This window comes from Stenotrophomonas sp. SY1 (assembly GCF_021202945.1).
GTDB lineage: Bacteria > Pseudomonadota > Gammaproteobacteria > Xanthomonadales > Xanthomonadaceae > Stenotrophomonas.
Window position 1 is genome coordinate 487631 of the sequence record NZ_JAJOYR010000001.1, and the last position, 23548, is coordinate 511178.

The following is a 23548-nucleotide window of genomic DNA, read 5'->3' on the forward strand; positions in this document are numbered from 1 at the left end:
GAGAAGGGATGGCATCCACCGTCATGTAATTCGGCGCTGTCATCGGCTCCTGAATCGATACCTTCTACATATCAATCCGTACACAACAGGTTATGGATCGACCTGTTCAACAGGTTCAAGCTTTCCGCATCTTCAATGAACCGGTCCGGCCGCGACGGCCTTGATGCGATGGAACTTGAACGCAACGGCGCGCCCACCTGCCGTGAATCCCTGGCCCCGGCGACGGCATTGACCGTCAGCGCCGAACAGCCCCACATCCAACAGGGCACGTCTGAATTCCGGCGCGCGGTGCTGGCGCTGTTCATGGCCGGCTTCGCCACCTTTGGCGTGTTGTACTGCGTGCAGCCGCTGTTGCCGGGTTTCAGCAGCCACTTCGGCGTGAGTGCCGGTAACAGCGCGCTGGCGTTGTCGGTCAGCACGGGGGTATTGGCGGTGTCGATGCTGGTGGCCGGCATCGTGTCCGACCGCATCGGCCGCCGGCCGGTGATGGTGGTTTCGCTGATGAGTTCGGCGTTGCTCACATTGGCCACCGCATTGGTCGATGACTGGAGCACGCTGCTGGTGTTGCGGACGTTGCTTGGGCTGAGCCTGAGTGGTGTGCCGGCAGTGGCGATGACCTGGCTGGTCGAGGAAATGGACAGTCGCTCGCTGGGGCTGGCGATGGGCCTGTACATCGGTGGCAATGCCGTGGGCGGGATGAGTGGCCGGCTGATCGCCGGCGTGGTGGCCGATCACTGGGGCTGGCGTGCGGGCATCGGTGCAGTGGGTGCGATCGCCCTGCTGGCGACGGTGGCGCTGTGGACACAATTACCCGCATCGCGTCACTTCCGTGCCAGACGCGCGGAAGTGACGCGGCTGCCGGCCCGCTTCGCCGGACTGTTCCACGATGATGCGTTGCCCTGGTTGTTCGCCTGCGGCTTCCTGCTGCTGGGCATCTTCGTCACGCTCTACAACTATCTTGGTTACCACCTGCTGGCACCGCCCTACGGGCTGAGCCAGACGGTGGTGGGCTTGATCTTCACCGTCTACCTGGTGGGCAGTTTCAGCTCGGCATGGATGGGACAACTGGCGAACCGGCTGGGTCGCGGACCGGTGCTGGCCCTTTCCTTCGCTCTGGTGCTGGCCGGTGTCGTGTTGCTGATGCTGCCGTGGTTGGCTGCGGTTGCCCTGGGCATCGCGCTGGTCACCTTTGGATTTTTCGGCGGGCACTCGGTGGCGAGCAGCTGGGTGGGGGTGCGTGCCGGTGACCTGCGTGCCGAAGCGTCAGCGTTGTATCTGTTCTCGTACTACCTGGGGTCGAGCGTGCTGGGTGCGCTGGGCGGCGTGTTCTATACGCGCTGGGGTTGGGCCGGTGTGTGCGGTTTCACCTTGCTGCTGACACTGGCTGGCGTGGGTGCGGCGTGGCGGGTGTGGCATCAGGTGCAGGTCGGCGTGCCGGTGTTGGCGCGTTGACTGCAACGGCTGCCCCCTCTCCCCAACCCCTCTCCCGCAAGGGGAGAGGGGCTCAACTTCCCGCATGTTGAAGCAGTTCCTGCAACCGCAGCTTCCATAGCCCCTCTCCCCTTGCGGGAGAGGGGTTGGGGAGAGGGGTCAGCTTTTCGCAATAGAACCCACTTCCTGCTTCAACAACGCGATGAACTGCCGCATCAGCGGCGTCACCGCTTCGCGCCGCCACGCCAGTTGGATCTCCGATGCCGCGCCGCGGTCACTCAAGGCCACAAAGCACGCACCCTCCACCTGGATGTGGCTGCACGAGGAGGGCAGCACGCACACGCCCAGGCCGGCCGCGACCAGGCTGATCAACGTCGACGATTCGCCCGCTTCCTGCACGATGCGGGGGCTGAAACCGGCGTTGCGGCACAGCGTGATCACATGGTCGTGGATGCCGGCGCCGGCATCGCGCGAGAAGCCGACGAACGGGTCCAGCGCGAACTGGCGCAGGGACAACGTCGTGCGCTTCGGGTCCTTGCCCGCCAGTGCCGGATGCGTGGCATGCACGACCAGCGCAAGCGGGTCGTCGAGCAGGCGCTTGGCGACCAGTTCCGAAGGCAGCACGCGCTTGCGGATGATGCCCACGTCCAGCTCATCGGCCAGCAGCGCATCGATCTGGCGCAGGCTGTTCATCTCGCGCAACTGCAGCTGCACCTGCGGATGTTGCTGGCGATAGGCGAAGAACGCGCGTGGAATCTGCGGCAAAAGGGGCGTGGCGCGGGTAAGGCCGATGCGCAGTTCGCCGCTTTCACCGCGCTGCGAGCGCTGCACCATGTCCACCGCGGTATCGACGCGCTGCAGGATCTCGCGTGCCTGTTCCAGCAGCACCAGCCCGGCGGGCGTGAGCTGCACGCGGCGATGGCTGCGTACGAAAAGATGCGCGCCGATCAACGTCTCGAGTTGACGTATCTGCTGGCTGAGTGGCGGTTGCGACATGCCCAGGCGCTCGGCAGCGCGACCGAAGTGCAGCGTGTCGGCCACGGCGAGAAAGTAGCGCAGGTGACGGAGTTCCAAGGGCATGGGGAAGTCCGGGGGAAGGTTGGGGGATTGTAGTCAGGGGACGCCGGGTGACGTGTTGGGCTTGCCCGCCAACCCGCAGATCGTCATTCCCGCCTTCGCGGGAATGACGGCAAGTGAGATGATAGCCACGGCCTTAACGCTCCGAATGCCCGGTATCGTCGTACTGCCTCGGTGCGAACAGATCCGGCTGGATCAACTCCACAAACGCCCGCGCCTGCGGCGACAGCACCTTGCCCCGGCGCACCACCACGCCATAACTGCGCGGTGGGAAATATTCGCTCATCGCGCGCGTGGCCAGTTTGTCGCGGTCACTGTCATTGAGGCACAGCGCGGTGACGATGGAGATGCCCATGCCCATCGCCACGTACTGCTTGATCACCTCCCAGCCGCCGACCTCCAGTGCCACCGTGTACGGCACCCGATGCTGCTGGAACACCAGGTCCACCAGCCGCCAGGTGATCTGCCGGCGCGGTGGCAGGATCAGCGGCCATGGCGACAGATCTTCCAGGGTCAGGTTCTTCTTGCGTGCCAGCGGGTGATCGGGCGGGGTGATCAGCACCTGGTCGAAGCGGTACACCGGCGCATAGCTGAGGTCGGCCGGCACATCCATCATCGAGCCGATGGCCAGGTCGGCCGCATCGCTGCGCAGCAGGTCGGTGCCATCGGCGCTGATGGCGTTGTGCAGGGTCAGGCGCACGTCTGGGTGCTGGCGGCGGAAGTTTTCGACGATCTTCGGCAGCAGGTACAGGATGGTCGAGGAGTTCGCGGCGATGTTCAGTTCGCCGGCATCCAGCCCGCTGACCTTCTCGCGAAAGCGCGGCAACAGTCCGTCCAGGCTTTCCACCAGCGGCTGGGCCATGTCGTACAGCAGCTGGCCCTCGCGGGTGGGCACCAGGCGCCGCCCGCTGCGCTCGAACAACACCACCCCCAGCTCCCGTTCCAGCGCCTGCAGCTGCAGGCTCACCGCCGGTTGGCTGACAAAAAGTGCTTCCGATGCCCGCGAAACCGACCCCAATCGCACCGTTTGCAGGAACGCGCGCAGCGGCTTGAGCCGGTCCGACTTGTAGGAAAAACGCGGGGTTACGGGCGGTTTCGTGGCCATGGCGAAGCAAGTATTAGCACAGCTTATAGAAAACATTGCAAAAACTGTTTTGTTAAATATGTGCCTGCGGCGGCACGTTGGAGTCCCCCGACACCGCAGGAACCGCCATGTCCGCCGTCGCCCAAGCCATTCCCGCCCACACCACGCCGCGCCCGACTCCGGGCATCACCGTGACCACCCAGCTGGCCGGCCAGTCCGAACTGCTGCCGGCCGGTGCGCTCGGCCTGCTGGTGTCGTTGCACCGGGCAGTGGAGCCGGAGCGCCAGCAGCGGCTGGCCGCCCGTCGCCAGCGGCAGGCGTTCTTCGACCAGGGCGGCACCCCGGACTTCCGCGATGACACCCGCGAGATCCGCGAGGGCGACTGGACGGTGGCGCCGATCCCGGCCGCGCTGCAGGACCGCCGCGTCGAGATCACCGGCCCGACCGACCCGAAGATGGTCATCAACGCGCTGAACTCCGGCGCCAAGGTGTTCATGGCCGACTTCGAGGATTCCACCTCGCCGACCTGGCGCAATGTGCTGGCCGGGCAGCGGACGATGATCGGCGCGGTGCGTGGCGACCTGGCGTTCACCGCGCCGGCTGCGAACGGCAAGCCGGGCAAGCACTACACGCTGCGTCCGTATGACGAACAGGCGGTGCTGATCGTGCGTCCGCGCGGCTGGCACCTGGACGAGAAGCACGTGCTGATCGACGGCCAGCCGATTGCCGGCGGCCTGTTCGACGCAGCCGTGTTCGCCTTCCACAACGCCCGCACGCTGATGGACGCCGACCGCGGTCCGTACTTCTACCTGCCCAAGCTGCAGTCGATGGAGGAGGCCGCGCTGTGGGAGTGCGCGCTGTCGCACATCGAAGGCATGCTGGGCCTGCCGCATGGGCAGATCAAGGTCACGGTGCTGATCGAGACGCTGCCGGCGGTGTTCGAGATGGACGAGATCCTGCACGCGCTGCGTGATCGCATCGTCGGCCTGAACTGTGGCCGCTGGGACTACATCTTTTCGTACCTGAAGACCTTTCGCCGCCACGCCGACAAGGTGCTGCCCGAGCGCGGCCAGGTGACGATGACGCAGCCGTTCCTGAAGGCCTATTCGGAACTGCTGATCAAGACCTGCCATCGACGCGGCGCGCACGCGATGGGCGGCATGGCCGCGCAGATTCCGATCAACCACGATGCCGCTGCCAACGAACAGGCCATGGCGCGCGTGCGTGCCGACAAGCTGCGCGAAGTCACCGCCGGCCATGACGGCACCTGGGTTGCGCACCCGGCATTGATTCCGGTGGCGCGTGCGATCTTCGACGAGCACATGCCCACGCCCAACCAGCATCACGTGTTGCGCCGTGACGTGCAGGTGGGCCGCGACGAATTGATCGCACCGTGCAGCGGCACCATCACCCGCGCCGGCTTCGAGAACAACGTCGAAGTGTGCGTGCGTTACATGGCCGCGTGGCTGGACGGCAATGGCTGCGTGCCCATCCACAACCTGATGGAAGACGCGGCCACCGCTGAAATCAGCCGCAGCCAGATCTGGCAGTGGCTGCACGCCGGCAACCAGCACCTGGACGACGGCACCGCCATCGACTACGCGCTGCTCAAGAGCACCCTGCGCGCGCTGCCGGCACGGCTGGGCGACACCACTGCATTGCCCGGTGGCAATCGCATCACCCAGGCCATCGGCCTGCTCGATGACCTGAGCCTGGCCGACGAGCTGGCGCCGTTCCTGACCGTGCCGGCGTACCGGCAGATCGACTGACCTCCCCTTACGCACGCACCTCTTCACCCGCATTTCTTCATTCGAGGACGACACGATGAGCACCTACCAGCAACAGATCGACGCCCTGCAGCAGGACTGGGACACCAACCCGCGTTGGAAGAGCATCACGCGCACCTACAGCGCGGCCGACGTGGTGCGCCTGCGCGGCAGCGTGCAGCCGGAACACACGTTGGCCAAGCGCGGCGCCGAGCGCCTGTGGGACCTGGTCAACGGCGGTTCGAAGAAGGGCTACGTCAATGCCTTCGGTGCGATCAGCGCCGGCCAGGCGATGCAGCAGGCCAAGGCCGGGCTGGAAGCGGTGTACCTGTCCGGCTGGCAGGTGGCCGCCGACGGCAACACCTCCGAAACCATGTACCCGGACCAGTCGCTGTACGCCTACGACTCGGTGCCGACCATGGTTCGTCGCATCAACAACACCTTCCAGCGCGCCGATGAAATCCAGTGGAAGAACATCATCGACGGCAAGGTGAAGACCGAGGACGCCATCGACTTCTTCCTGCCGATCGTGGCCGATGGCGAAGCCGGTTTCGGCGGCGTGTTGAACGCCTACGAGCTGATGAAGAACATGATCGTTGCCGGTGCCGCGGCGGTGCATTTCGAGGATCAGCTGGCCGCGGTGAAGAAGTGCGGCCACATGGGCGGCAAGGTGCTGGTGCCGACCCAGGAAGCCATCCAGAAGCTGTCGGCCGCGCGCCTGGCGGCCGACGTGCTGGGCGTGCCGACCATCGTGCTGGCCCGTACCGATGCCGAAGCGGCCAACCTGCTGACCAGCGACTTTGATCCGAACGATGCGCCGTTCGTCACCGGCCAGCGCACCGCTGAAGGTTTCTACCGCGTGAAGAACGGCCTGGAACAGGCCATCAGCCGTGGCGTTGCTTACGCCCCGCACGCCGACCTGGTGTGGTGCGAGACCGGCACCCCGGACCTGGGCTTCGCTCGCGAATTCGCCCAGGCCGTGCACGCCGCCAGCCCCGGCAAGCTGCTGTCCTACAACTGCTCGCCCTCGTTCAACTGGAAGAAGAACCTGGACGACAAGACCATTGCCAAGTTCCAGGACGAACTGGCCGCGCTGGGCTACAAGTATCAGTTCATCACGCTGGCTGGCATTCACATCAACTGGTTCAACACCTTCAAGTTCGCCCACGACTACGCACGTGGCGAAGGCATGCGTCATTACGTTGAGCAGGTGCAGGAGCCGGAGTTCGCCGCGCGTGAGCAGGGCTACACCTTTGTTTCACATCAGCAGGAAGTGGGCGCTGGTTACTTCGACGATGTGACCACGGTGATCCAGGGTGGCGCTTCCAGCGTCACTGCGCTGACCGGTTCCACCGAGGAGGAACAGTTCCAGGCCGAAGTGGCTGCCTGAACGTCCCGAGGGGGATTTCAAAGGGGCTCTTACGAGCCCCTTCTTTTTTAGGCGCGCCGAAGCGGGATTTTGCAAGGACGCAGCGCACAATTGTTTGTTTTGATGGTAGCCTCCCGAACCTAACCGTCTGCTAGGGACGGTGACCATGAGGCAGGGAATGAGCGGCATGGGTTCAGGGGTTTTGGCAGTCCAGACAGGGATTCCCGACAGTTCGATCGCCGCCGGGGCCTCGATGGGTTGCGCCCGGCTTTCGGCGGTGGAACTGGCGCTGCTGCAGCAGTACGGCCGGCGCCGTGTGCTGCATGCCGGCGACGTGCTGTTCCGCCGTGGCGATGCGGGCACCTCGATGTTCATCATCATCAGTGGCGCGATCGGTCTGGATTTCTGCCAGGACATGCCGTCCAAGCAACTGGGGGCACACGATTTCTTCGGCGAGCTGGGTTTGCTGATCGAGCACCACCTGCGCTCATCCGATGCCCGGGCAACCGAAGAGACGGTGTTGCAGGAGGTCTCGCATGCCGACTTCCAGCGGCTGATCGACCTGGACCCGGAAATGGTGCTGTTCTTCCTGCGCCGCACGCTCTCGCGCGTGGTGTCCAGTGAACAGCGTCTGGTGGACCAGCTCAGCCGCCGCAACCAGGAGTTGGAGACGGCGCTGGGCAATCTGTACAACGCCAACGACGAGCTGCACCAGACCCGCGAACTGGTCTATTGCGATGACCTCACCGGGTTGAGCAACCGTCGTGCACTGACCCTGTATCTGCAGAAGGCGCACCGCGCAGGCGACGGCCCGCAAGGGTTGTTGCTGATCGATTGCGATGACTTCAAGGGCCTGAATGATTCGCAGGGCCACCTGGCCGGCGATCATGCGTTGCAGAGCGTGGGGCGCGTGCTGAGTTCAGTGGCCAGTCGCGACGACATCGCCTGCCGGCTTGGCGGCGACGAATTCTGCGTGCTGCTGCACCGCGCCGACGAGGCGCGTCTGGCCCGTGCAGCGGAATTCGTGCTTGAAGCGGTACGCGGGCTGGTGGCTTATCCGGGTGCCGCGCCAGGTGCCTGTTCGGTCAGCATCGGCCTGGTGCTGATCGAGGCCGGGCGGCCATGGAACAGCATCTACTCGCGTGCCGACCGTGCCCTGTACGGCGCCAAGCGGCGTGGCGGCAACCGCGCCTGCTGGTCACGGCGCTGATGGCCCCGGTGGAGTGATGACGCAGTGGACGCATTGGACAACCCGACCTCCCATCGTGAGTTCAAGACACTTGTACTGACCGATCTGTGCGATTCGGTCGCCTTGGTCGAACGCATCGGCGACGTTGCCGCCGCCGCATTGTTCCGCCGTCTGGATGCGCAGGTGTTGCGCCTGCTGCGGCGCAGGAACGGGCGGCTGATCGATCGTTCTGATGGCATGTTCCTGTTGTTCGACGCGCCGGCCGACGGACTGGGCTTTGCCCTGGACTACCTCGATGGCCTGGAGGTGCTGGGCAAGGAGCTGGGGATGCCGTTGCAGGCACGCGTGGGCGTGCATGTCGGCTACGTGCTGTCCTGGCAGAACAGCCGCGAAGCCGTGGCTGCCGGAGCCAAGTCGCTGGAAGTCGAAGGCCTCGCCAAGCCCATGGCGGCACGCTTGATGGCGCTGGCGCGTCCGGGGCAGATTCTTCTGTCTTCGGTGGCCGAATCATTGTTGCGCGGTAGCTGGCAGGAGCTGGGGGCGCGTGCGGACGGACTGCAATGGAAATCGCACGGGCGCTGGCGCTTCAAGGGCATGCCCGAGCCGCTGGAAGTGTTCGAGGCCGGCAGGAAGGGACACGCACCGATGCGCATGCCTGCGCGCTCGGCGAAGGCGCGTCGTGAGCTGCCGCTGTGGCGTCGTCCCGCCGCTCTGATAACCGAAGTGGCGCTGGTGACGGTGTTGGCAGTGGTTGGCTGGGTGATGGTGCGGCCGGAGCCGGCGATTGCCTTTGCCGAGCGGGATTGGGTGGTCATCGCTGGTGTGGAGAACCATACGGGCGATCGCTTGCTGGATGGTTCGGTCGAACAGGCGTTCCGGATCAGTCTGGAGCAGTCCCGGTTCGTGAATGTCCTCAGTGAACTGAAGGTTCGCAAGACGCTGGGCCTGATGAAGCAGAGCGCGGACCGGCCCATGAGCAGGAAAGTGGCGGGCGATATCGCCATGCGCGATGGCGCACGTGCCGTTCTGTTGGCCCGGGTCGATGAAGTCGGAAGAAACCTTCGCTTCACCGTGGAAGTGGTTGATCCGCACGATGGCGGGACGATTGAATCCATCTCGGCGCAGGGCCATGGCGTCGAGTCGCTGCTTTCCTCCATCGACGATGTGAGCGGGAAGTTGCGCGTGCGCTTCGGTGAATCAAAGGGGGCACTGGAGCGTGACTCCGCACCGTTGCCAGAGGTCATGACCGGCAGTATCGAGGCATTGCGCGCGTACTCTCTTGCCATCGATGCCATGGCGAACCGTGATTTGAGGTTGGCTGAGGATCTGTACAAGAGGGCGCTGCAACTGGATCCGGAGTTCGCCTTGGCGCATATGGGCTTGGCCCGTATCTACTGGTCAGGTCTCGACGAGGCGCCTGCGCTCAGGGAACTGGAACAGGCATTGGCGTATCGCGACCGGCTGCCACGGCGTGACCAGCTGTATCTCGATGCGTGGGAGAGCGAGCTGCGCGCGGCGGCCTCGCCCCTGCCGCAATGGAAGCTGTTGGCGACGGTGTACCCGGACTACTTCGCAGGTGCGTCCAATACATCGTGGCATTTGATCGTGGACAACCGCTTCGATGAAGCGCTGCCATTCGCGCAGGCAGCAGCCGTTCCGCAGGATCCATTGCGTTCGGTTCCACTGGACCACGTGGGACGCATCCTGCTAGCCAATGGAAAGCCACAGCAGGCGCTTGAGGTATTCCGCCAAGCGGAACGGGAGAGTGGCGGGCGGCCGATTCGGTATTCCGCCAACGCCCTGGCGATTCTGGGCAGGGGTGATGAGGCGCGGGCAATTCTTGACGGCATGAATGCCGTGTCAGGCAACCCGTCCAGCCTGTATTCGTCGCTGGATCGGATGAGCCTTGCATTGAGCCAGGGGCGCAACGCCGATGCCCTGCGCGAAGCCGCGCGTGCCCGACAGGCCTCAATCCAGTATGGCGAGGCGCATGAAACCCAGTTCGGCCTTGTCGAACAGAGCGTTCGTCTTCTTGCGGATCCGCATGGAAGTTCCGATGCGGAACTGCGCAAACTGTTCAACGTTTCCGTGGAGAACGCACGCGGCGAAGGAAATGTTCGCGGGAGGCAGGAGGCGCTGTTCCGGAGCATGGTGGCGATCTATATCGCGCAACGCTCTGGAATGCGCGAGTTCGCGTCATTGGCTTTGAAGCGTCTCCCACGGTTGCAGGAGCTGGATGGACAGAAATCGCTGGATTGGATGCGGCTTCTCGTGAAGGCAACACAGGCCAGAATCGATGGGCGCCCCAGGGAAGCGGTCGACCTGTTGCTACCGTTGCTTGATGGACAGGAGGCTGTCCAGGTCCGCGCGCAGCTTGCTGTCGCCCTTGATGCCGTGGGTGATACGGAAGGGCGCGACGAACAACGGCGCTGGCTGGCCGCGAACGTTGGAAGGGCGTATGTGGAAATAAACGTCAACCAACTCCTGCAACCGCTCAATGTGGCTGATGCAACAGCGGCCGGGGGGCATCCCCCGGCCGCTTCCAGCACTCAGGCGTTGCTGTCGCCATAGCCGGTTGCCGCGTGGGCCGTTTTTCCGGCTTCGTAGCAGAAGACAACCGTCAGGCCGGCGACCGAGGTCAGGTACTGTTTCAACATCGCTCGTGACTGTTGGAACTCCTCCTTGCTCGCCAGCTCTTCGAAATCCAGGCAGGCGACGTGCTCTTCTTCAGCAAGCACGTAACCGATATCCGCCAAGGCCTTGCGGGGATCGGCGGCAAAGAGGGCACGGTACTCATCGTCCGAGGAGAGCAGGTCAAGCAGCCTGTCGGCAACTGCGTCCGACAGCGGGGTGTGTCCGATCGGGTTCATGGTGAAGTTCTATGTATGAGTGGCTGGATATCCAGGCTGCCCACAATATCGGCAGGATCTTGGCGATTTGAATATGAAACTTGTGGAAGTTCGTCGTTGCGCGGTTCTCTTCCTTGAGCCCACGGAGAATATCCGCTTCAGTCTGGGGGCGGTTCTTTCCGGTGGTGACGGTCTGCTCCGTCACAGCGGCTGGCAGGCGATCGCCCCGCATCTGGAAGATGGTTGCGTGGAGATCGAGGAGTGGATGGCCGTCCTGCTCGGGAGGCTGAGCCCTTCCCGCTGGATACCCTGGCAAGAGAGTGGCGGCTCTTACGAAGAAGTTCTTGCACTGATCCAGAAGGGATTGATCGTCGCTGCCGTTGATCTCCCCGGTATGGAGCATTTCCGAAGGAGTGACGAGCGAGTCCGTGCGGCGGACTGGTGGCCGTTGGCGGCAGCCTGCGCCATTCGGGGGCGGTGGTCGGATGTCGACAGCGCAGCGGACATGGAGCGGAACGGAACCAATACGGTTGCCGGTCTGCTGAAAACGCTTGGGAACCCCATGCCGGAGCAGGTAATCGAACCGGACTTGTACCTGTCGCGAGTTGAACCAGACGTCTTCGACCACTTGCTGCGCCGGCGGGTGACCTGTCGCAATTTCTCTGGGCAGCAGCTGGAAACTGCCACGTTCGCTCGAATGATGGAGAGAGTGTTCGCCGCGACCCATGTGGAGGAGCCAGCTCCGGGGCTTCGGTTTCTCAAGCGCAGCAGTCCGTCCGGCGGCGGATTTCATGCGACCGATGCCTACATCCTGGTGCAACGTGTGGACGGGGTGGCGCCAGGCCTCTACCGCTATCTCCCAGAGTCCCATGCACTGTCCAGGATTGGAGGAGAGCAGAGCGAAACACAGCAGCTGGCGATGCAGATGGTGGCCGGCCAGCATTGGTTCGCCAATGCACCGGTAATTGTGGCGCTGGTGGCGACTTACCGCAGGAGCTTCTGGAAGTACCGCAACCATTCCAAGGCCCACAGGGCCCTGATCCTGGATGGTGGCCATCTGTCACAAACGTTGTATCTGTCGGCGACTGACCTGGGAATGGGAGCATTCGTGACCGCCGCTATCAACGAAAAGCAGATCGAGACAATGTTCTCCCTGGATCCGCTGGAAAAGGGAGTAATCGCGGTGTGTGGCTTCGGCCATCGGGCCGACGCAATGGCGATTACCGAGTTTGATCCAGGTGGAGCCGTGTGGCCGGCAATGGATGGTTGAGGCCAGCAAAGGCAGCCCGATGGGATGGATCGGCCTCGAGTCCCAGGGCTCGGTATAGACCTTGCGGGCCCAGCGATCTGTTGGCCTCGCCGGCCCCGGAACGGAAGACAGCGGGTGTGGCAGGCCTCGCCAGTCGAAGCCTGAAGAACGGCCGCTGGTGTTGTCACCAGCGGCCTGTCAGACAGGCACTCACGATGCCTGCGTGGCTTCGAAATCCACCAGCACCGCGCCATCGCCCACCTGATCGCCAGCCTTGGCGCGGAAGCCGTGCACGGTGCCGTCGGCCGGGGCCTGCAGGGTGTGCTCCATCTTCATCGCCTCCATTACCAGCAGCGGCGTGCCGCGGGTGACGGTGCTGCCGGGCTCGACCAGCAGCGTGACCACGCGGCCGGGCATCGGCGCGAGCAGGCTGCCGCCGTGGTCGTTGGCGTTGTCGGCCTCGGCGACCGGGTCGTGCAGGGTGAAGCGCTGCTGCCGCTCATCGCCGAAGACATGCAGGACGTTGCCATTGCGCAATGCGTTGCCGCGATACAAGCGGTCACCGATCTGCAGCGTGTAGCCGTTGGCGCCTGCGTGGCCGGTCACCTGCTGCATCTCGTTACCGATTTGCACCTGCCAGCCCTCGCTGCTGCGGCGTACCTTCAGCACGTGTTGCTGCTGTAGCTGTTCCAGCGTGATTGAACGCGCGGCCGGACCGGTCAGGCGCCAGCTGTCGTTGATGGCCCATGGGGATGCGTTGTCGCTGACAGCCGCATTCTCGTTGGACGCCAGTACAGCGGCCAATGCCCAGTCGGCGGGCGTGGCGGCGTTGTGCTGGATATCCAGCGCATCGCGTTCACGTTCGATCAGTGCGGTATCCAGGTTGGCGTGGTGGAACGAATCGGTCATCACCAGACGTCGCAGGAACGCCGCATTGGTGGTGACACCCACCACCTGGCACTGCGCCAGCGCACGCTGCATGCGCTGCAGGGCGCGGTCACGGTCCACGTCCCAGACGATCAACTTGGCAATCATCGGGTCGTAGTACGGTGTGATCGCATCGCCCTGTTCAACGCCGGCATCCACGCGCACGTTGGCATTGGTCTGCGGCAGGCGCAGGTGGCGCAGCGTGCCGGTGGAGGGCAGGAAGCCGCGGTCGGCGTCTTCGGCGTACAAGCGTGCTTCCAGCGCATGACCGTGAATCCGCAGTTGTTCCTGTGTCTTCGGCAGCGGCTGGCCGAAGGCGACACGCAGCTGCCATTCGACCAGATCGGTGCCGGTGATCATCTCGGTGACCGGATGCTCCACCTGCAGGCGGGTGTTCATTTCCATGAAATAGAAATCGCCATCCGGCCCAGCGATGAATTCCACCGTGCCAGCGCCCACGTAACCCACCGCACGTGCGGCGTCGGTCGCAGCCTTGCCCATCGCGGCGCGGCGCTCGGGCGTCATGCCGGGAGCGGGGGCTTCTTCCAGCACCTTCTGGTGACGGCGCTGCACCGAGCAATCGCGCTCGAACAGATACACCACGTTGCCCTGGCTGTCGCCGAACACCTGGATTTCAATATGACGCGGGCGCTCGACGTACTTCTCCACCAGCACATGCGCATTGCCGAATGCCGCCTGCGCCTCACGCTGGCAGCTGGCCAGGGCGGCCTCGAAATCCGCGCTGGCCTCGACCTTGCGCATGCCCTTGCCACCGCCGCCGGCACTGGCCTTGATCAGTACCGGATAGCCGATGGCGTCGGCCTGCGCGTGCAGGAAACCCGGTTCCTGGCGGTCGCCGTGATAGCCCGGCGTCAGCGGCACATTTGCCGCCTGCATCAAGGCCTTGGCCGCGCTCTTGTCGCCCATAGCGTCGATGGCGCTGGCCGGTGGGCCGATGAACACCACGCCTGCGTCCGCGCAGGCACGCGCAAAGCCGGCGTTCTCCGACAGGAAGCCGTAGCCCGGATGGATGGCCTGCGCACCCGTGCGGCGCGCAGCGTCGAGAATCACATCCGCGCGCAGATAACTTCCCGCTGCCGGTGCAGCGCCAATGTGCACGGCTTCGTCGGCCAGCCGCACATGCCGCGCATTGCGGTCCGCATCGGAATACACCGCTACCGTGGCGATGCCCAGGCGGCGGCAAGTGGTGATGACGCGGCAGGCGATTTCACCGCGGTTGGCGATCAGGATCTTGTTGAACATGGAAGGTCTCCGGTCGCCGTTACATGCGGAACACGCCGAAGCGTGTTTCCTGCGTAGGTGCATTGAGGCTGGCGGCCAGCGCCAGGCCGAGGATGCGGCGGGTGTCGGCTGGGTCGATCACGCCGTCGTCCCACAAGCGCGCACTCGCGTAGTACGGGTGCCCTTGCTGCTCGAACTGGTCGCGGATCGGCTGCTTGAACGCATCTTCTTCCGATGCCGACCACTGCCCGCCCTTGGCTTCGATGCCGTCGCGCTTGACCGTGGCCAGCACGCTGGCCGCCTGCTCGCCGCCCATCACGCCGATGCGCGCGTTCGGCCACATCCACAGGAAGTGCGGCGAATAGGCACGGCCGCACATGCCGTAATTGCCGGCGCCGAACGAACCACCGATCACCACCGTGTACTTGGGCACGCGCGCGTTGGCCACGGCCATGACCAGCTTGGCGCCGTCTTTTGCGATACCGCCGTGTTCGTACTTGCGGCCGACCATGAAGCCGGTGATGTTCTGCAGGAATACCAGCGGGATGTTGCGCTGGCAGCACAGTTCGATGAAGTGCGCGCCCTTGAGCGCGGACTCGGAGAACAGGATGCCGTTGTTGGCGATGATGCCGACCGGATGGCCGTGCACATGTGCGAAGCCGGTGACCAGCGTGTTGCCGTAGCGCGGTTTGAACTCGTCAAAGCGCGAGCCATCGACCACGCGCATGATCACTTCGCGCACGTCATAAGGCTTGCGCGTATCGCTGGGAATCACGCCGTACAGCTCATGTGCATCGAACAGCGGCGCTTCATCGGCCAGCAGCGCAACGCCCGGCGTCGGTTTGCGCCAGTTGAGGCTGGCGATGATGGCGCGCACCCGCGCCAGCGCCTGCAGGTCGTTGTCGGCCATGTGATCGGCAACGCCGGAAATGCGCGTATGCACATCGGCACCGCCCAGTTCCTCGGCGCTGACTACTTCACCGGTGGCGGCCTTCACGAGCGGCGGGCCGCCGAGGAAGATGGTGCCCTGTTCCTTGACGATGACCGTCTCGTCGCTCATCGCCGGCACATACGCGCCGCCGGCGGTGCAGCTGCCCATCACGCAGGCGATCTGCGGAATGCCCTGTGCCGACAGGTTGGCCTGGTTGTAGAAGATGCGACCGAAATGATCGCGGTCCGGGAATACCTCATCCTGCAACGGCAGGAAGGCGCCGCCGGAATCGACCAGGTAGATGCACGGCAGGCGGTTCTGCTGTGCGATTTCCTGCGCACGCAGATGCTTCTTCACCGTGACCGGGTAGTAGGTGCCGCCCTTGACGGTGGCATCGTTGGCCACGATCAGGCATTCCACGCCCGACACGCGGCCAATGCCGGCGACCATGCCCGCGCCCGGAACCGGGTCGTCGTACATGCCGTGCGCGGCCAGCGGCGCGACTTCGAGGAACGGGCTGCCCGGATCGAGCAGGGCGTCGATGCGATCGCGCACCAGCAGCTTGCCGCGTGCGGTGTGCTTGGCTCGCGCTGCATCGCTGCCGCCACGCGCGGTGGCTTCCAGCGTCGTGCGCAGATCGTCAACCTGCGCCTGCATGGCAGCACGGTTGGCTTCGAAGCTGTCGCTGCCGGGTTGCAGCTGGGTGGTGAGGATGGTCATGGCTGCGGAATCCTGGAGGTTCTGGAACATGCCTGTGCTCGCGAAGGCGGGAGCAGGGCTGTTGCATCCCTTCTCCCTTTCAAGGGAGAAGGTGCCCCGAAGGGGCGGATGAGGGGAGCTCTTCGGACATTGAGTCCGCGTGCTCAGAGCTTCCCCTCACCCCAACCCCTCTCCCGCAAACGGGACAGGGGCTTGAGCGGTATTACGCGGTCTTCTGGAACAACTCACGCCCGATCAGCATGCGGCGGATTTCAGAGGTTCCGGCGCCGATTTCGTACAACTTGGCATCACGCCACAAGCGGCCGGTCGGGTATTCGTTGATGTAGCCATTGCCGCCGAGGATCTGGATCGCTTCGCCAGCAGCCCACGTCGCCTTCTCGGCCGAATAGAGAATCGCACCGGCCGCATCCTGGCGCGTGGTACGGCCCTGGTCGCAGGCTTTGGCCACGGCATACACATAGGCGCGGCAGGCATTGAAGCCGACATACATGTCGGCCAGCTTGGCTTGGATCAGCTGGAACGTGCCGATCGCCTCGCCGAACTGCTTGCGCTCATGCACGTACGGCAGCACCACGTCCAGCGCAGCAGCCATCAGGCCCAGCGGGCCACCGGACAGCACCACGCGTTCGAAGTCCAAACCGGACATCAGTACCTTCACGCCGCCGCCGACCTCGCCCAGCACGTTTTCGACCGGCACCTCGCAGTCCTGGAATACCAGCTCGCAGGTGTTGGACGAACGCATGCCCAGCTTGTCCAGCTTCTGCGCGGTGGAGAAACCCTTCATGCCCTTTTCGATGATGAAGGCGGTGATGCCGCGCGAACCGGCGCTGAGGTCGGTCTTGGCGTAGACGATCAGTACGTCCGCATCCGGGCCATTGGTGATCCACATCTTGTTGCCGTTGAGCACGTAATGGTCGCCGCGCTTGTCGGCGCGCAGCTTCATCGACACCACGTCCGAGCCGGCGCCCGGTTCGCTCATCGCCAATGCACCGACGTGTTCGCCGCTGCACAGCTTGGGCAGGTACTTGTGCTTCTGCGTTTCGCTGGCGTTCTTGCGCAGCTGGTTGAGGCACAGGTTGGAATGCGCGCCGTAGGACAAGCCAATGCCGCCGGAGGCACGGGAGATTTCCTCCATCGCCACCACGTGCGCCAGGTAGCCCATGCCGGTGCCGCCGTATTCTTCTTCCACGGTCATGCCCAGCAGGCCCTGCTCGCCGAACTGGCGCCACAGCTGGTTGGGGAAGTGGTTGGTCGCGTCGGCCTCTTCGGCCAGCGGCGCGATGTGCGCGGCGGCGAACTGGGCCACGCTTTGGCGCAGCATGTCGATCTCTTCGCCGAGATCGAAGGACAGGGAGGGGATGTGCATGGGGGCGACTCCAGTACGGCTTGGCGAGGGGGCGCTCCGGGTTGGGGGTGACGGTGAGGCCGTCAGCACGGGCGTTTGCGCGCAGCCTATCCCGTTGCAGCAAAAAAGTGAACACAAATTCAAAAATTGAACCTAGAATCAGTACATGGCCTACAAACGTTCGGAATTGATGGAAAAACGCCTCGCCGGCAACCGCGAGGCGATCCTGGCCGCTGCCCGCCGGCTGGTCGCCGCCGGTGGCTATCGCAACGCGCCGATCACCGCCGTGGCGGCCGAGGCCGGGGTGTCCACCGGGCTGATCTACCGCCACTTCCCGTCCAAGGCCGAGTTGTTCGTTGAAGTGCTGACCGCTGCGGTCGAGCACGAGTTGGAGATCCTGGCGGCCATCGCCGAGGAAGCATTGCCTGCACCGCAGCGGCTGCAACGCGCGGTGGCCTCGTTCGTGCGCCGCGCGATGGCCGGCCCCGGCCTGGCCTATGCCTTCATCGCCGAGCCGGTGGATCCGGAGGTGGAAGCCGAGCGCATCCGTTGCCGGCGGCTGTTCGGTGATGTGTTCAAGCGCATCCTTGATGACGGCGTGCGTGCCGGCGAATTGCCGCCGCAGGATCTGGATATCAGTGCGGCGTGCATCGTGGGTGCCTTCACCGAGGCGCTGGTCGGGCCAACCGCCCCCAGCCGTGATGGTTCGCGCGATGGCGAGCATCTGGTCGATGCGATCGGCGCGCTGTGCCTGCGCGCTGCAGGGGCCACGGCGACCCATTGAGCGTTCCGCAGCGGACATGAAGCATGTGGCGATGATGGTGCGTTGCCGCACGCCAGCTCATGCCTGGACCCATTGCGGGCAGTGCCACACGCTGGTCTATACTCGCCGGCAGCCATAGTCCACCGACTACTCGCCTGGGGTGATGAGACGTGCGGAATTACGATCTGGAATTTCTCAAGCGCTTTTCCATCGTTATCGTCATCCTGGCCGTGATCACGGTTGGCCTGATCATCTTCGCTTACTTCCTGCAGCACTCCATTCCCACCGAGCCCTCGCCCAAGGCGGTGCAGCGCGTTGAACAGCGCATCGCGCCGTTGGGTGCGGTGTATGCCGGTTCCACCGGCGCGTCTGCGCAGGCGGCCGTGGCTGCGGCCGCCGCCGCTGCGGCAGCGGCCAGCGGTGCCTACGGCGGCACGCTGGACGGCAAGACGATCTACGACAACCTGTGCACCGCTTGCCACACCACCGGCGTCGGCAAGGCGCCCACGCTGGATCACGGGCATTGGGATGCGCGCATCGCGCAGGGCAAGGACACGCTCTACAAGCACGCCATCGAGGGCTACACCGGCCCGGATGGCGGGATCATGCCGCCCAAGGGCGGCAATGCCGGCCTGAGCGAGGAGCAGATCCACGCGGCCGTGGACTGGATGCTCTCCAATCTGAAATAACCAGCCGCCAGACTCCGCAGCTGGCAGCACGTCTGATTGCTGCAAAATAGCCGGCGCCGCCTTTCCAGGCGGCGCTTGTGTTTCCGCTTCCGTCGGTCTGCCTTTCATTGGAGTCGTCCATGCGTTGTTCCCCCTCGTTTCTCGCTCTTGCTCTGGCCGCGGTCTGCGCCGGCCCCGCATCTGCGGCTTCTCCGGCGGCATCGCTGCCCATCGGCAAGGTGCAGGGCAGTGGCGCGCGTAGCCCCTACGAAGGCAAGCCGGTGACGGTCGAAGCCATGGTCACCGCCGACCTGCGTGAGGGGCTGGGCGGTGTGTACGTGCAGGACGCAGGCGATGGCGATGCCGCCACGTCCGATGGGTTGTTCGTGCGTCTGCCGGACGGCCAGGCCGTGCAGGTCGGGCAATGGCTGCGCATCAGCGGCACGGTGCAGGAACAGGCCGCCGGCAAGGACAGCGGGCAATCACTGACTGCCCTGCAGGCTGACAAGGTGGACACGCTGGCCGCGCGCCCGGCACCTGCGGTGACCGTGCTCGCGGACGTGCCCGCCAGCTGGGAAGCGCTGGAAGGCATGCAGGTGCGGATCGCCGCGCCGTTGACCCTGGCCGGGCAGGACGGGCTGCAGCGTTTTGGTGAACTGACCGCCGCCTTCGGTGGCCGGCTCTGGCAGCCCAGCGAAGTGGCTGCCGCAGGAAGCCCGGAACAGGCGGCGGTGATCGCCGACAACGCACGTCGTCGCCTGCGCCTGGATGATGGCAGCAGCAAGCGCGACCCGGGTGGCGCGTCGTATCTGGTCAAGGGTGTGGTGCTGCGTACCGGTGCGCAGCTGAGCGAGGTGCAGGGCATCGTCGATCAGCGTTTCGACGCCGGCTACCGGTTGCAGCTGACCGCGCCATTGCGCGTCAGTACGGACCTGCGTCCGTTGCAGCCGCCGACCGTGGCCGGTGGGCTGCGCATCGCCGCGTTCAATCTGGAGAATTACTTCAACGGTGACGGCAAGGGCGGTGGCTACCCAACCCTGCGCGGTGCCAAGACGCCGGAACAGCAAGCCGCACAGCAGGCCAAGCTGGTCACCTCCATCGCCAGCCTCAATGCCGATGTCGCGGCACTGATGGAACTGGAAAACGATGGCTACGGCCCGGGTTCGTCCATCGACCAACTGGTGCGTGCGCTCAATGCAGGGCAGGGCAAGGGCGGCGACTGGAAGTTCATCGATGCCGGGCAGGGGCCGGGCGACAACCCGATCCGCGTCGGCATCATCTATCGCAGCGCCAAGGTGAGCCCGGTCGGCAAGCCGGCGGTGCTGGAGCGCGAACCGTTCGGCGAGCGCAGCCGTGTGCCGCTGGCGCAGGCGTTCCGCATGGGCCGCAACGGCGCGCCGTTCGTGGTGGTGGCCAACCACTTCAAGTCCAAGGGCTGCTCGGAGGCGAGTGGTGCCAATGCCGACCAGAACGACGGCCAGGGCTGCTGGAATGCGACCCGCGTCGAGTCGGCCAGGTTGCTGCACCAGTGGCTGCAAGGCGATCCGACCGGCAGCGGCAGCAAGGACGCGGTGTTGCTGGGTGACTTCAACGCCTATGCGATGGAAGATCCGATCCGCAGCTTGAATGCCGAAGGCTGGCAGGACGCGTTCAAGGTGGCTGGTGTGCAGCAGCCTTACAGCTACGTCTACAACGGCCTGACCGGCCGCCTGGATCACGCGCTGCTGAGCCCGGGCATGGCGGCGCGCCTGAAGGGCGCGGCCGAATGGCACATCAACGCCGACGAAGCCGACGATGTCGGCTACCAGGACCGCAATGTGCCGGGCCCGTGGCGCAGCTCGGACCACGATCCGTTGCTGCTGGGCTTTGAGCCGTAAGTTTCAGGGCTGAAAGACACCCAACCCACGCCCGCCCGGCCCTTCGGCGTAGCCTTCGGGCGTTCATCGGACCGCACGCCAGTGGCGTGCAAACGATCCTCTTCCCCCCCTCCGCCTTCGGCGCAAGGGAGGGGGAAGAGCAGGGTATCGCAGCGCTCTCTCAGTCCGCGCATGATCGGCCCCCTCCCTTGCGCCGAAGGCGGAGGGGAGGGTTGGGGAGGGGTGCAGTTGCAGTTGCTGTTGAAGCCTTCCAACAGAAAGAAAAGCTACAGCGTCCCGCGCGCAATCAATCCAATCGCCACCACCGCCAGCAACAGGCCCGCACGGTTCATCCGGCTGGTCTTCTCGCCGAACGCGAACACGCCCACCAGCGCACCCAGACACACCACGCCGATGTTCATGGTGGCGAAGATCGTCGCCGGGCTGTGTGGCATGGCCTGGTGCGCGCGCACGTAGAAAAGAATGTTGCCGAAGTTGGCCAGGCCGAGCAGCAGCCCGTAGCCGACGTTGTTGAGGGTGAGCCGGGAAGCGCCGCTGAAATGGCGTTGCAGCTGCCAGGCCAGCATCAGCACGAAGGCGATGCCGAAGCTGATCAGCAGCGCAGCGGTGGAAGGCGTGCCGGCCAACGCCACGCGTTTGAGCAGGATGTCGATCAGGGCAAACCCGGCCCACACGCCCAGCAGCCAGCCCCAGCTGCCACGATGTGCCGCGCCCGCCTCGCCATTGCGTGCAGTCACGCCGACGATGGCCAGCAGGCCAAGCCCCAGGCCCGCCAGCTTCCAGCCGTTGGCATGCTCGCCAAACAACAGGAACGCCGCGCACAGCGACAGCAGCAGCGACAGCCGCTGCGCCACATCACTGCGTACGATGCCGGCCTCGCGCACCGCGCGTGCCAACACCAGGAAGATGCCGGGCAACGCCACGGCAAGGGCCAGCAGCGCCAGCCACGGCGTGTGCCCGCTCTGCAAGGTCTGCAACGAAGGCTGCAACACCAGCAATGACAAGGCGCTGGCGGCCAGATAGTTCCAGGTCACCGCCTGGGCGATGTCCACGCCACGGCGCGGGGCCAGTTTCAGCAGCACCGAGACCAGCACGCTGCAGGCCACGCTCAGGATCAGGAAATGCATCGTTTCAGCTACCGTGAAGGCGATGGCGGTGAAGCCGCCGGACAGGGCCGGTATTATGGCGGCATGCAAACGCCCTTATTCCCCCACGAATCGGCGACGTTGACCCTGGAAGGCCCGGCCGGGCCGCTGGAAGTCGCCGTCGACCTGCCCGATGGTGATGCCACACCGCGTCCGATCATCGCGGTCATCTGCCACCCGCTGTCCATCGAAGGCGGCAGCATGCACAACAAGGTGGTCACCATGGTGTCGCGCGCGCTGCGCGACCTGGGTGTGACCACGGTGCGCTTCAATTTCCGCGGCGTCGGTGGTTCGGCCGGCGTCTTTGACAACGGCGAAGGCGAAGGCGATGACCTGCGCGCTGTGGTGAACTGGGTACGCAGCCAGCACCCCGACAGCGCGTTGTGGCTGGCCGGTTTCAGCTTCGGTGCCTATGTCTCGCTGCGTGCAGCCGCTGTGGTGCAGCCGCAGGCGATGATTTCCATCGCCCCGCCGGTGGGCCGCCGCACCTGGGATTTCAGCGACGTGCAGCCGCCGTCGAACTGGCTGGTGGTGCAGGGTGACGCCGACGAGATCGTCGATGCACAAGGCGTGTACCAGTGGCTGGAGACGCTGGAGAATCCGCCGCAGCTGGTGCGCATGCCGGATACCTCGCATTTCTTCCATCGCAAGCTGATCGACCTGCGCGGTGCGATCCAGCATGAAGTGCGGCGCTGGCTGCCCGACGAAAGCAATTGAACATGGATGCAATGACTCCCTCGCAACGCTACGCCGCCGGCGTGGCCCGTGGCGATTGGCGTGACGATCCGGCCCAGCATGCCGCCCTTGCCGAGCTGGACCGCATCCACGAAGCGTTGGTGGATACGGCACAGGACGGCTGGTTGGACCGGCTGTCCGCGTTCTGGAAAAAGCCTGAGCCGGTCAAGGGGCTGTATTTCTGGGGCGGCGTGGGCCGTGGCAAGACCTTCCTGGTGGACCTGTTCTATGACGGCCTGCCGATCGAACAGAAGTACCGCACCCACTTCCACCGGTTCATGCGTGGCATCCACGAGCGGCTGCGCGAGCACCAGGGCCAGAGCGACCCGCTGGCCAAGATCGCGCAGGAATGGCGCAACAACCTGCGCGTGCTGGTGCTGGACGAGTTCTTCGTCACCGACATCGGCGATGCGATGCTGCTTGCGCGCCTGCTCGAACGGCTGTTCGCCGAGGGCGTTACCTTGGTGACCACGTCCAATACGGCGGTGGAGAACCTGTATCTCAACGGCCTGCAACGCGAAGGCTTCCTGCCGGCGATCGCGCTGCTGGAAAAGTACTGCGTGGAGCTGTACGCCGAAGGCACCGAGGATTACCGCATGCGCGCGCTGACGCGTTCGCCGGTGTACCGCGCGCCGCTGGAAGCGGACAGTGATGCCTGGTTGGGTGGACGCTGGAAGGAACTCAGCGGTGCCGAGGATGCGCGTGCCGGCAACATCGTCATCGAAGGCCGCAAGATCCCGGTGCGCGGCCGTGGCAAGAGCATCGTCTGGTTTGATTTCCCGGCGCTGTGCGAAGGCCCGCGCGGTCCGTCGGATTACATCGAGATCGCGCGCGAGTTCAACACCGTGCTGCTCGGTGGCATTCCACATTTTGATCGCATGAACGAAGACGCCGCACGGCGCTTCGTCAACCTGATCGACGAGTTGTACGACCGCCAGGTCAACCTGGTCTGCACCGCACAGGATGCGCCGCCAATGTTGTATTCGGGCACGCGCTTGGCCGGTGCGTTCGAGCGTACCGCCAGTCGTCTGATCGAGATGCAGAGCGCCGAGTACCTGGGTACGGAGCACCGCAACGCGTAGCGCCGGGCCTTGCTCGGCGGCGTTTTCCAGCAAGGCGCCGCCGGCAGCGTTAGGGGGGGGTAATCCCGGCGGTTTGTGGTTTCCGCGAAGTGCTTACCC

The 23548-nt window shown here is 64.8% G+C and carries 18 protein-coding genes; 11 read left to right on the plus strand and 7 right to left on the minus strand.

Annotated elements, in window-relative coordinates:
- Positions 1-135: 135 nt before the first annotated feature.
- The gene (locus LR961_RS01930; RefSeq protein ID WP_232146742.1) at positions 136-1452 is read left to right on the plus strand and encodes an MFS transporter; all 1317 of its coding nucleotides are present in this window, start codon (positions 136-138) and stop codon (positions 1450-1452) included.
- 138 nt (positions 1453-1590) lie between these two features.
- Here LR961_RS01930 and LR961_RS01935 read toward each other — a convergent pair whose 3' ends face one another.
- Together LR961_RS01935 and LR961_RS01940 are read right to left on the minus strand one after the other, a co-directional pair.
- Positions 1591-2511: a LysR family transcriptional regulator gene (locus LR961_RS01935; RefSeq protein ID WP_232146743.1), complete on the minus strand. Its 921-nt coding sequence runs from the start codon at positions 2509-2511 to the stop codon at positions 1591-1593.
- 133 nt (positions 2512-2644) lie between these two features.
- Entirely contained in the window at positions 2645-3613 is a 969-nt protein-coding gene (locus LR961_RS01940; RefSeq protein WP_232146744.1) for a LysR family transcriptional regulator, read from the minus strand.
- 107 nt (positions 3614-3720) lie between these two features.
- On the opposite strand from LR961_RS01940, the gene aceB reads away from it, so the two are divergent.
- The 4 genes from aceB to LR961_RS01960 all read left to right on the plus strand — a co-directional run bounded on the left by aceB (position 3721) and on the right by LR961_RS01960 (position 10487).
- Positions 3721-5361: a malate synthase A gene (gene aceB, locus LR961_RS01945; RefSeq protein WP_232146745.1), complete on the plus strand. Its 1641-nt coding sequence runs from the start codon at positions 3721-3723 to the stop codon at positions 5359-5361.
- Between the two features lie 55 nt (positions 5362-5416).
- Complete coding sequence (gene aceA / locus LR961_RS01950; protein WP_232146746.1) at positions 5417-6748, plus strand: isocitrate lyase; 1332 nt, start codon at positions 5417-5419, stop codon at positions 6746-6748.
- A 166-nt stretch (positions 6749-6914) separates the two neighbouring features.
- The gene (locus LR961_RS01955; protein ID WP_332311007.1) at positions 6915-7937 is read left to right on the plus strand and encodes a GGDEF domain-containing protein; all 1023 of its coding nucleotides are present in this window, start codon (positions 6915-6917) and stop codon (positions 7935-7937) included.
- A 24-nt stretch (positions 7938-7961) separates the two neighbouring features.
- On the plus strand, positions 7962-10487 hold the full coding sequence (locus LR961_RS01960; protein WP_232146748.1) for a putative peptide modification system cyclase: 2526 nt from the start codon (positions 7962-7964) through the stop codon (positions 10485-10487).
- Here the strand turns inward: LR961_RS01960 and LR961_RS01965 are convergent.
- Positions 10466-10786 carry an NHLP-related RiPP peptide gene (locus LR961_RS01965; protein ID WP_232146749.1) on the minus strand — a complete coding sequence of 107 codons (321 nt, stop codon included), beginning with the start codon at positions 10784-10786 and terminating at the stop codon, positions 10466-10468. The two genes, LR961_RS01960 and LR961_RS01965, sit on opposite strands and share 22 nt — an antisense overlap.
- A 73-nt stretch (positions 10787-10859) precedes the next feature.
- On the opposite strand from LR961_RS01965, the gene LR961_RS01970 reads away from it, so the two are divergent.
- On the plus strand, positions 10860-12035 hold the full coding sequence (locus tag LR961_RS01970) for a putative peptide maturation dehydrogenase (protein ID WP_232149149.1): 1176 nt from the start codon (positions 10860-10862) through the stop codon (positions 12033-12035).
- 189 nt (positions 12036-12224) lie between these two features.
- Here LR961_RS01970 and LR961_RS01975 read toward each other — a convergent pair whose 3' ends face one another.
- The 3 genes from LR961_RS01975 to LR961_RS01985 form a co-directional block, all read right to left on the minus strand.
- On the minus strand, positions 12225-14204 hold the full coding sequence (locus LR961_RS01975; RefSeq protein WP_232146750.1) for an acetyl/propionyl/methylcrotonyl-CoA carboxylase subunit alpha: 1980 nt from the start codon (positions 14202-14204) through the stop codon (positions 12225-12227).
- A 19-nt stretch (positions 14205-14223) separates the two neighbouring features.
- Positions 14224-15834, minus strand: coding sequence for a carboxyl transferase domain-containing protein (locus LR961_RS01980; RefSeq protein ID WP_232146751.1), 1611 nt, complete (start codon positions 15832-15834; stop codon positions 14224-14226).
- Between the two features lie 202 nt (positions 15835-16036).
- Complete coding sequence (locus LR961_RS01985) at positions 16037-17200, minus strand: isovaleryl-CoA dehydrogenase (protein WP_232146752.1); 1164 nt, start codon at positions 17198-17200, stop codon at positions 16037-16039.
- Between the two features lie 145 nt (positions 17201-17345).
- On the opposite strand from LR961_RS01985, the gene LR961_RS01990 reads away from it, so the two are divergent.
- From LR961_RS01990 to LR961_RS02000, 3 genes are all read left to right on the plus strand, one after another.
- The gene (locus LR961_RS01990) at positions 17346-17963 is read left to right on the plus strand and encodes a TetR/AcrR family transcriptional regulator (RefSeq protein WP_232146753.1); all 618 of its coding nucleotides are present in this window, start codon (positions 17346-17348) and stop codon (positions 17961-17963) included.
- 149 nt (positions 17964-18112) lie between these two features.
- Positions 18113-18631: a c-type cytochrome gene (locus tag LR961_RS01995; RefSeq protein WP_232146754.1), complete on the plus strand. Its 519-nt coding sequence runs from the start codon at positions 18113-18115 to the stop codon at positions 18629-18631.
- 119 nt (positions 18632-18750) lie between these two features.
- Complete coding sequence (locus tag LR961_RS02000) at positions 18751-20487, plus strand: ExeM/NucH family extracellular endonuclease (protein ID WP_232146755.1); 1737 nt, start codon at positions 18751-18753, stop codon at positions 20485-20487.
- A gap of 266 nt (positions 20488-20753) precedes the next feature.
- On the opposite strand, the gene LR961_RS02005 is transcribed toward LR961_RS02000, so the two are convergent.
- Positions 20754-21614 carry an EamA family transporter gene (locus LR961_RS02005; RefSeq protein ID WP_232149152.1) on the minus strand — a complete coding sequence of 287 codons (861 nt, stop codon included), beginning with the start codon at positions 21612-21614 and terminating at the stop codon, positions 20754-20756.
- Positions 21615-21677: 63 nt separating this feature from the next.
- Here LR961_RS02005 and LR961_RS02010 point away from each other — a divergent pair, with 63 nt between their 5' ends.
- Positions 21678-22349: an alpha/beta hydrolase gene (locus LR961_RS02010; RefSeq protein WP_232146756.1), complete on the plus strand. Its 672-nt coding sequence runs from the start codon at positions 21678-21680 to the stop codon at positions 22347-22349.
- Between the two features lie 2 nt (positions 22350-22351).
- The gene (gene zapE, locus LR961_RS02015) at positions 22352-23449 is read left to right on the plus strand and encodes a cell division protein ZapE (RefSeq protein WP_232146757.1); all 1098 of its coding nucleotides are present in this window, start codon (positions 22352-22354) and stop codon (positions 23447-23449) included.
- Positions 23450-23548: the final 99 nt, after the last annotated feature.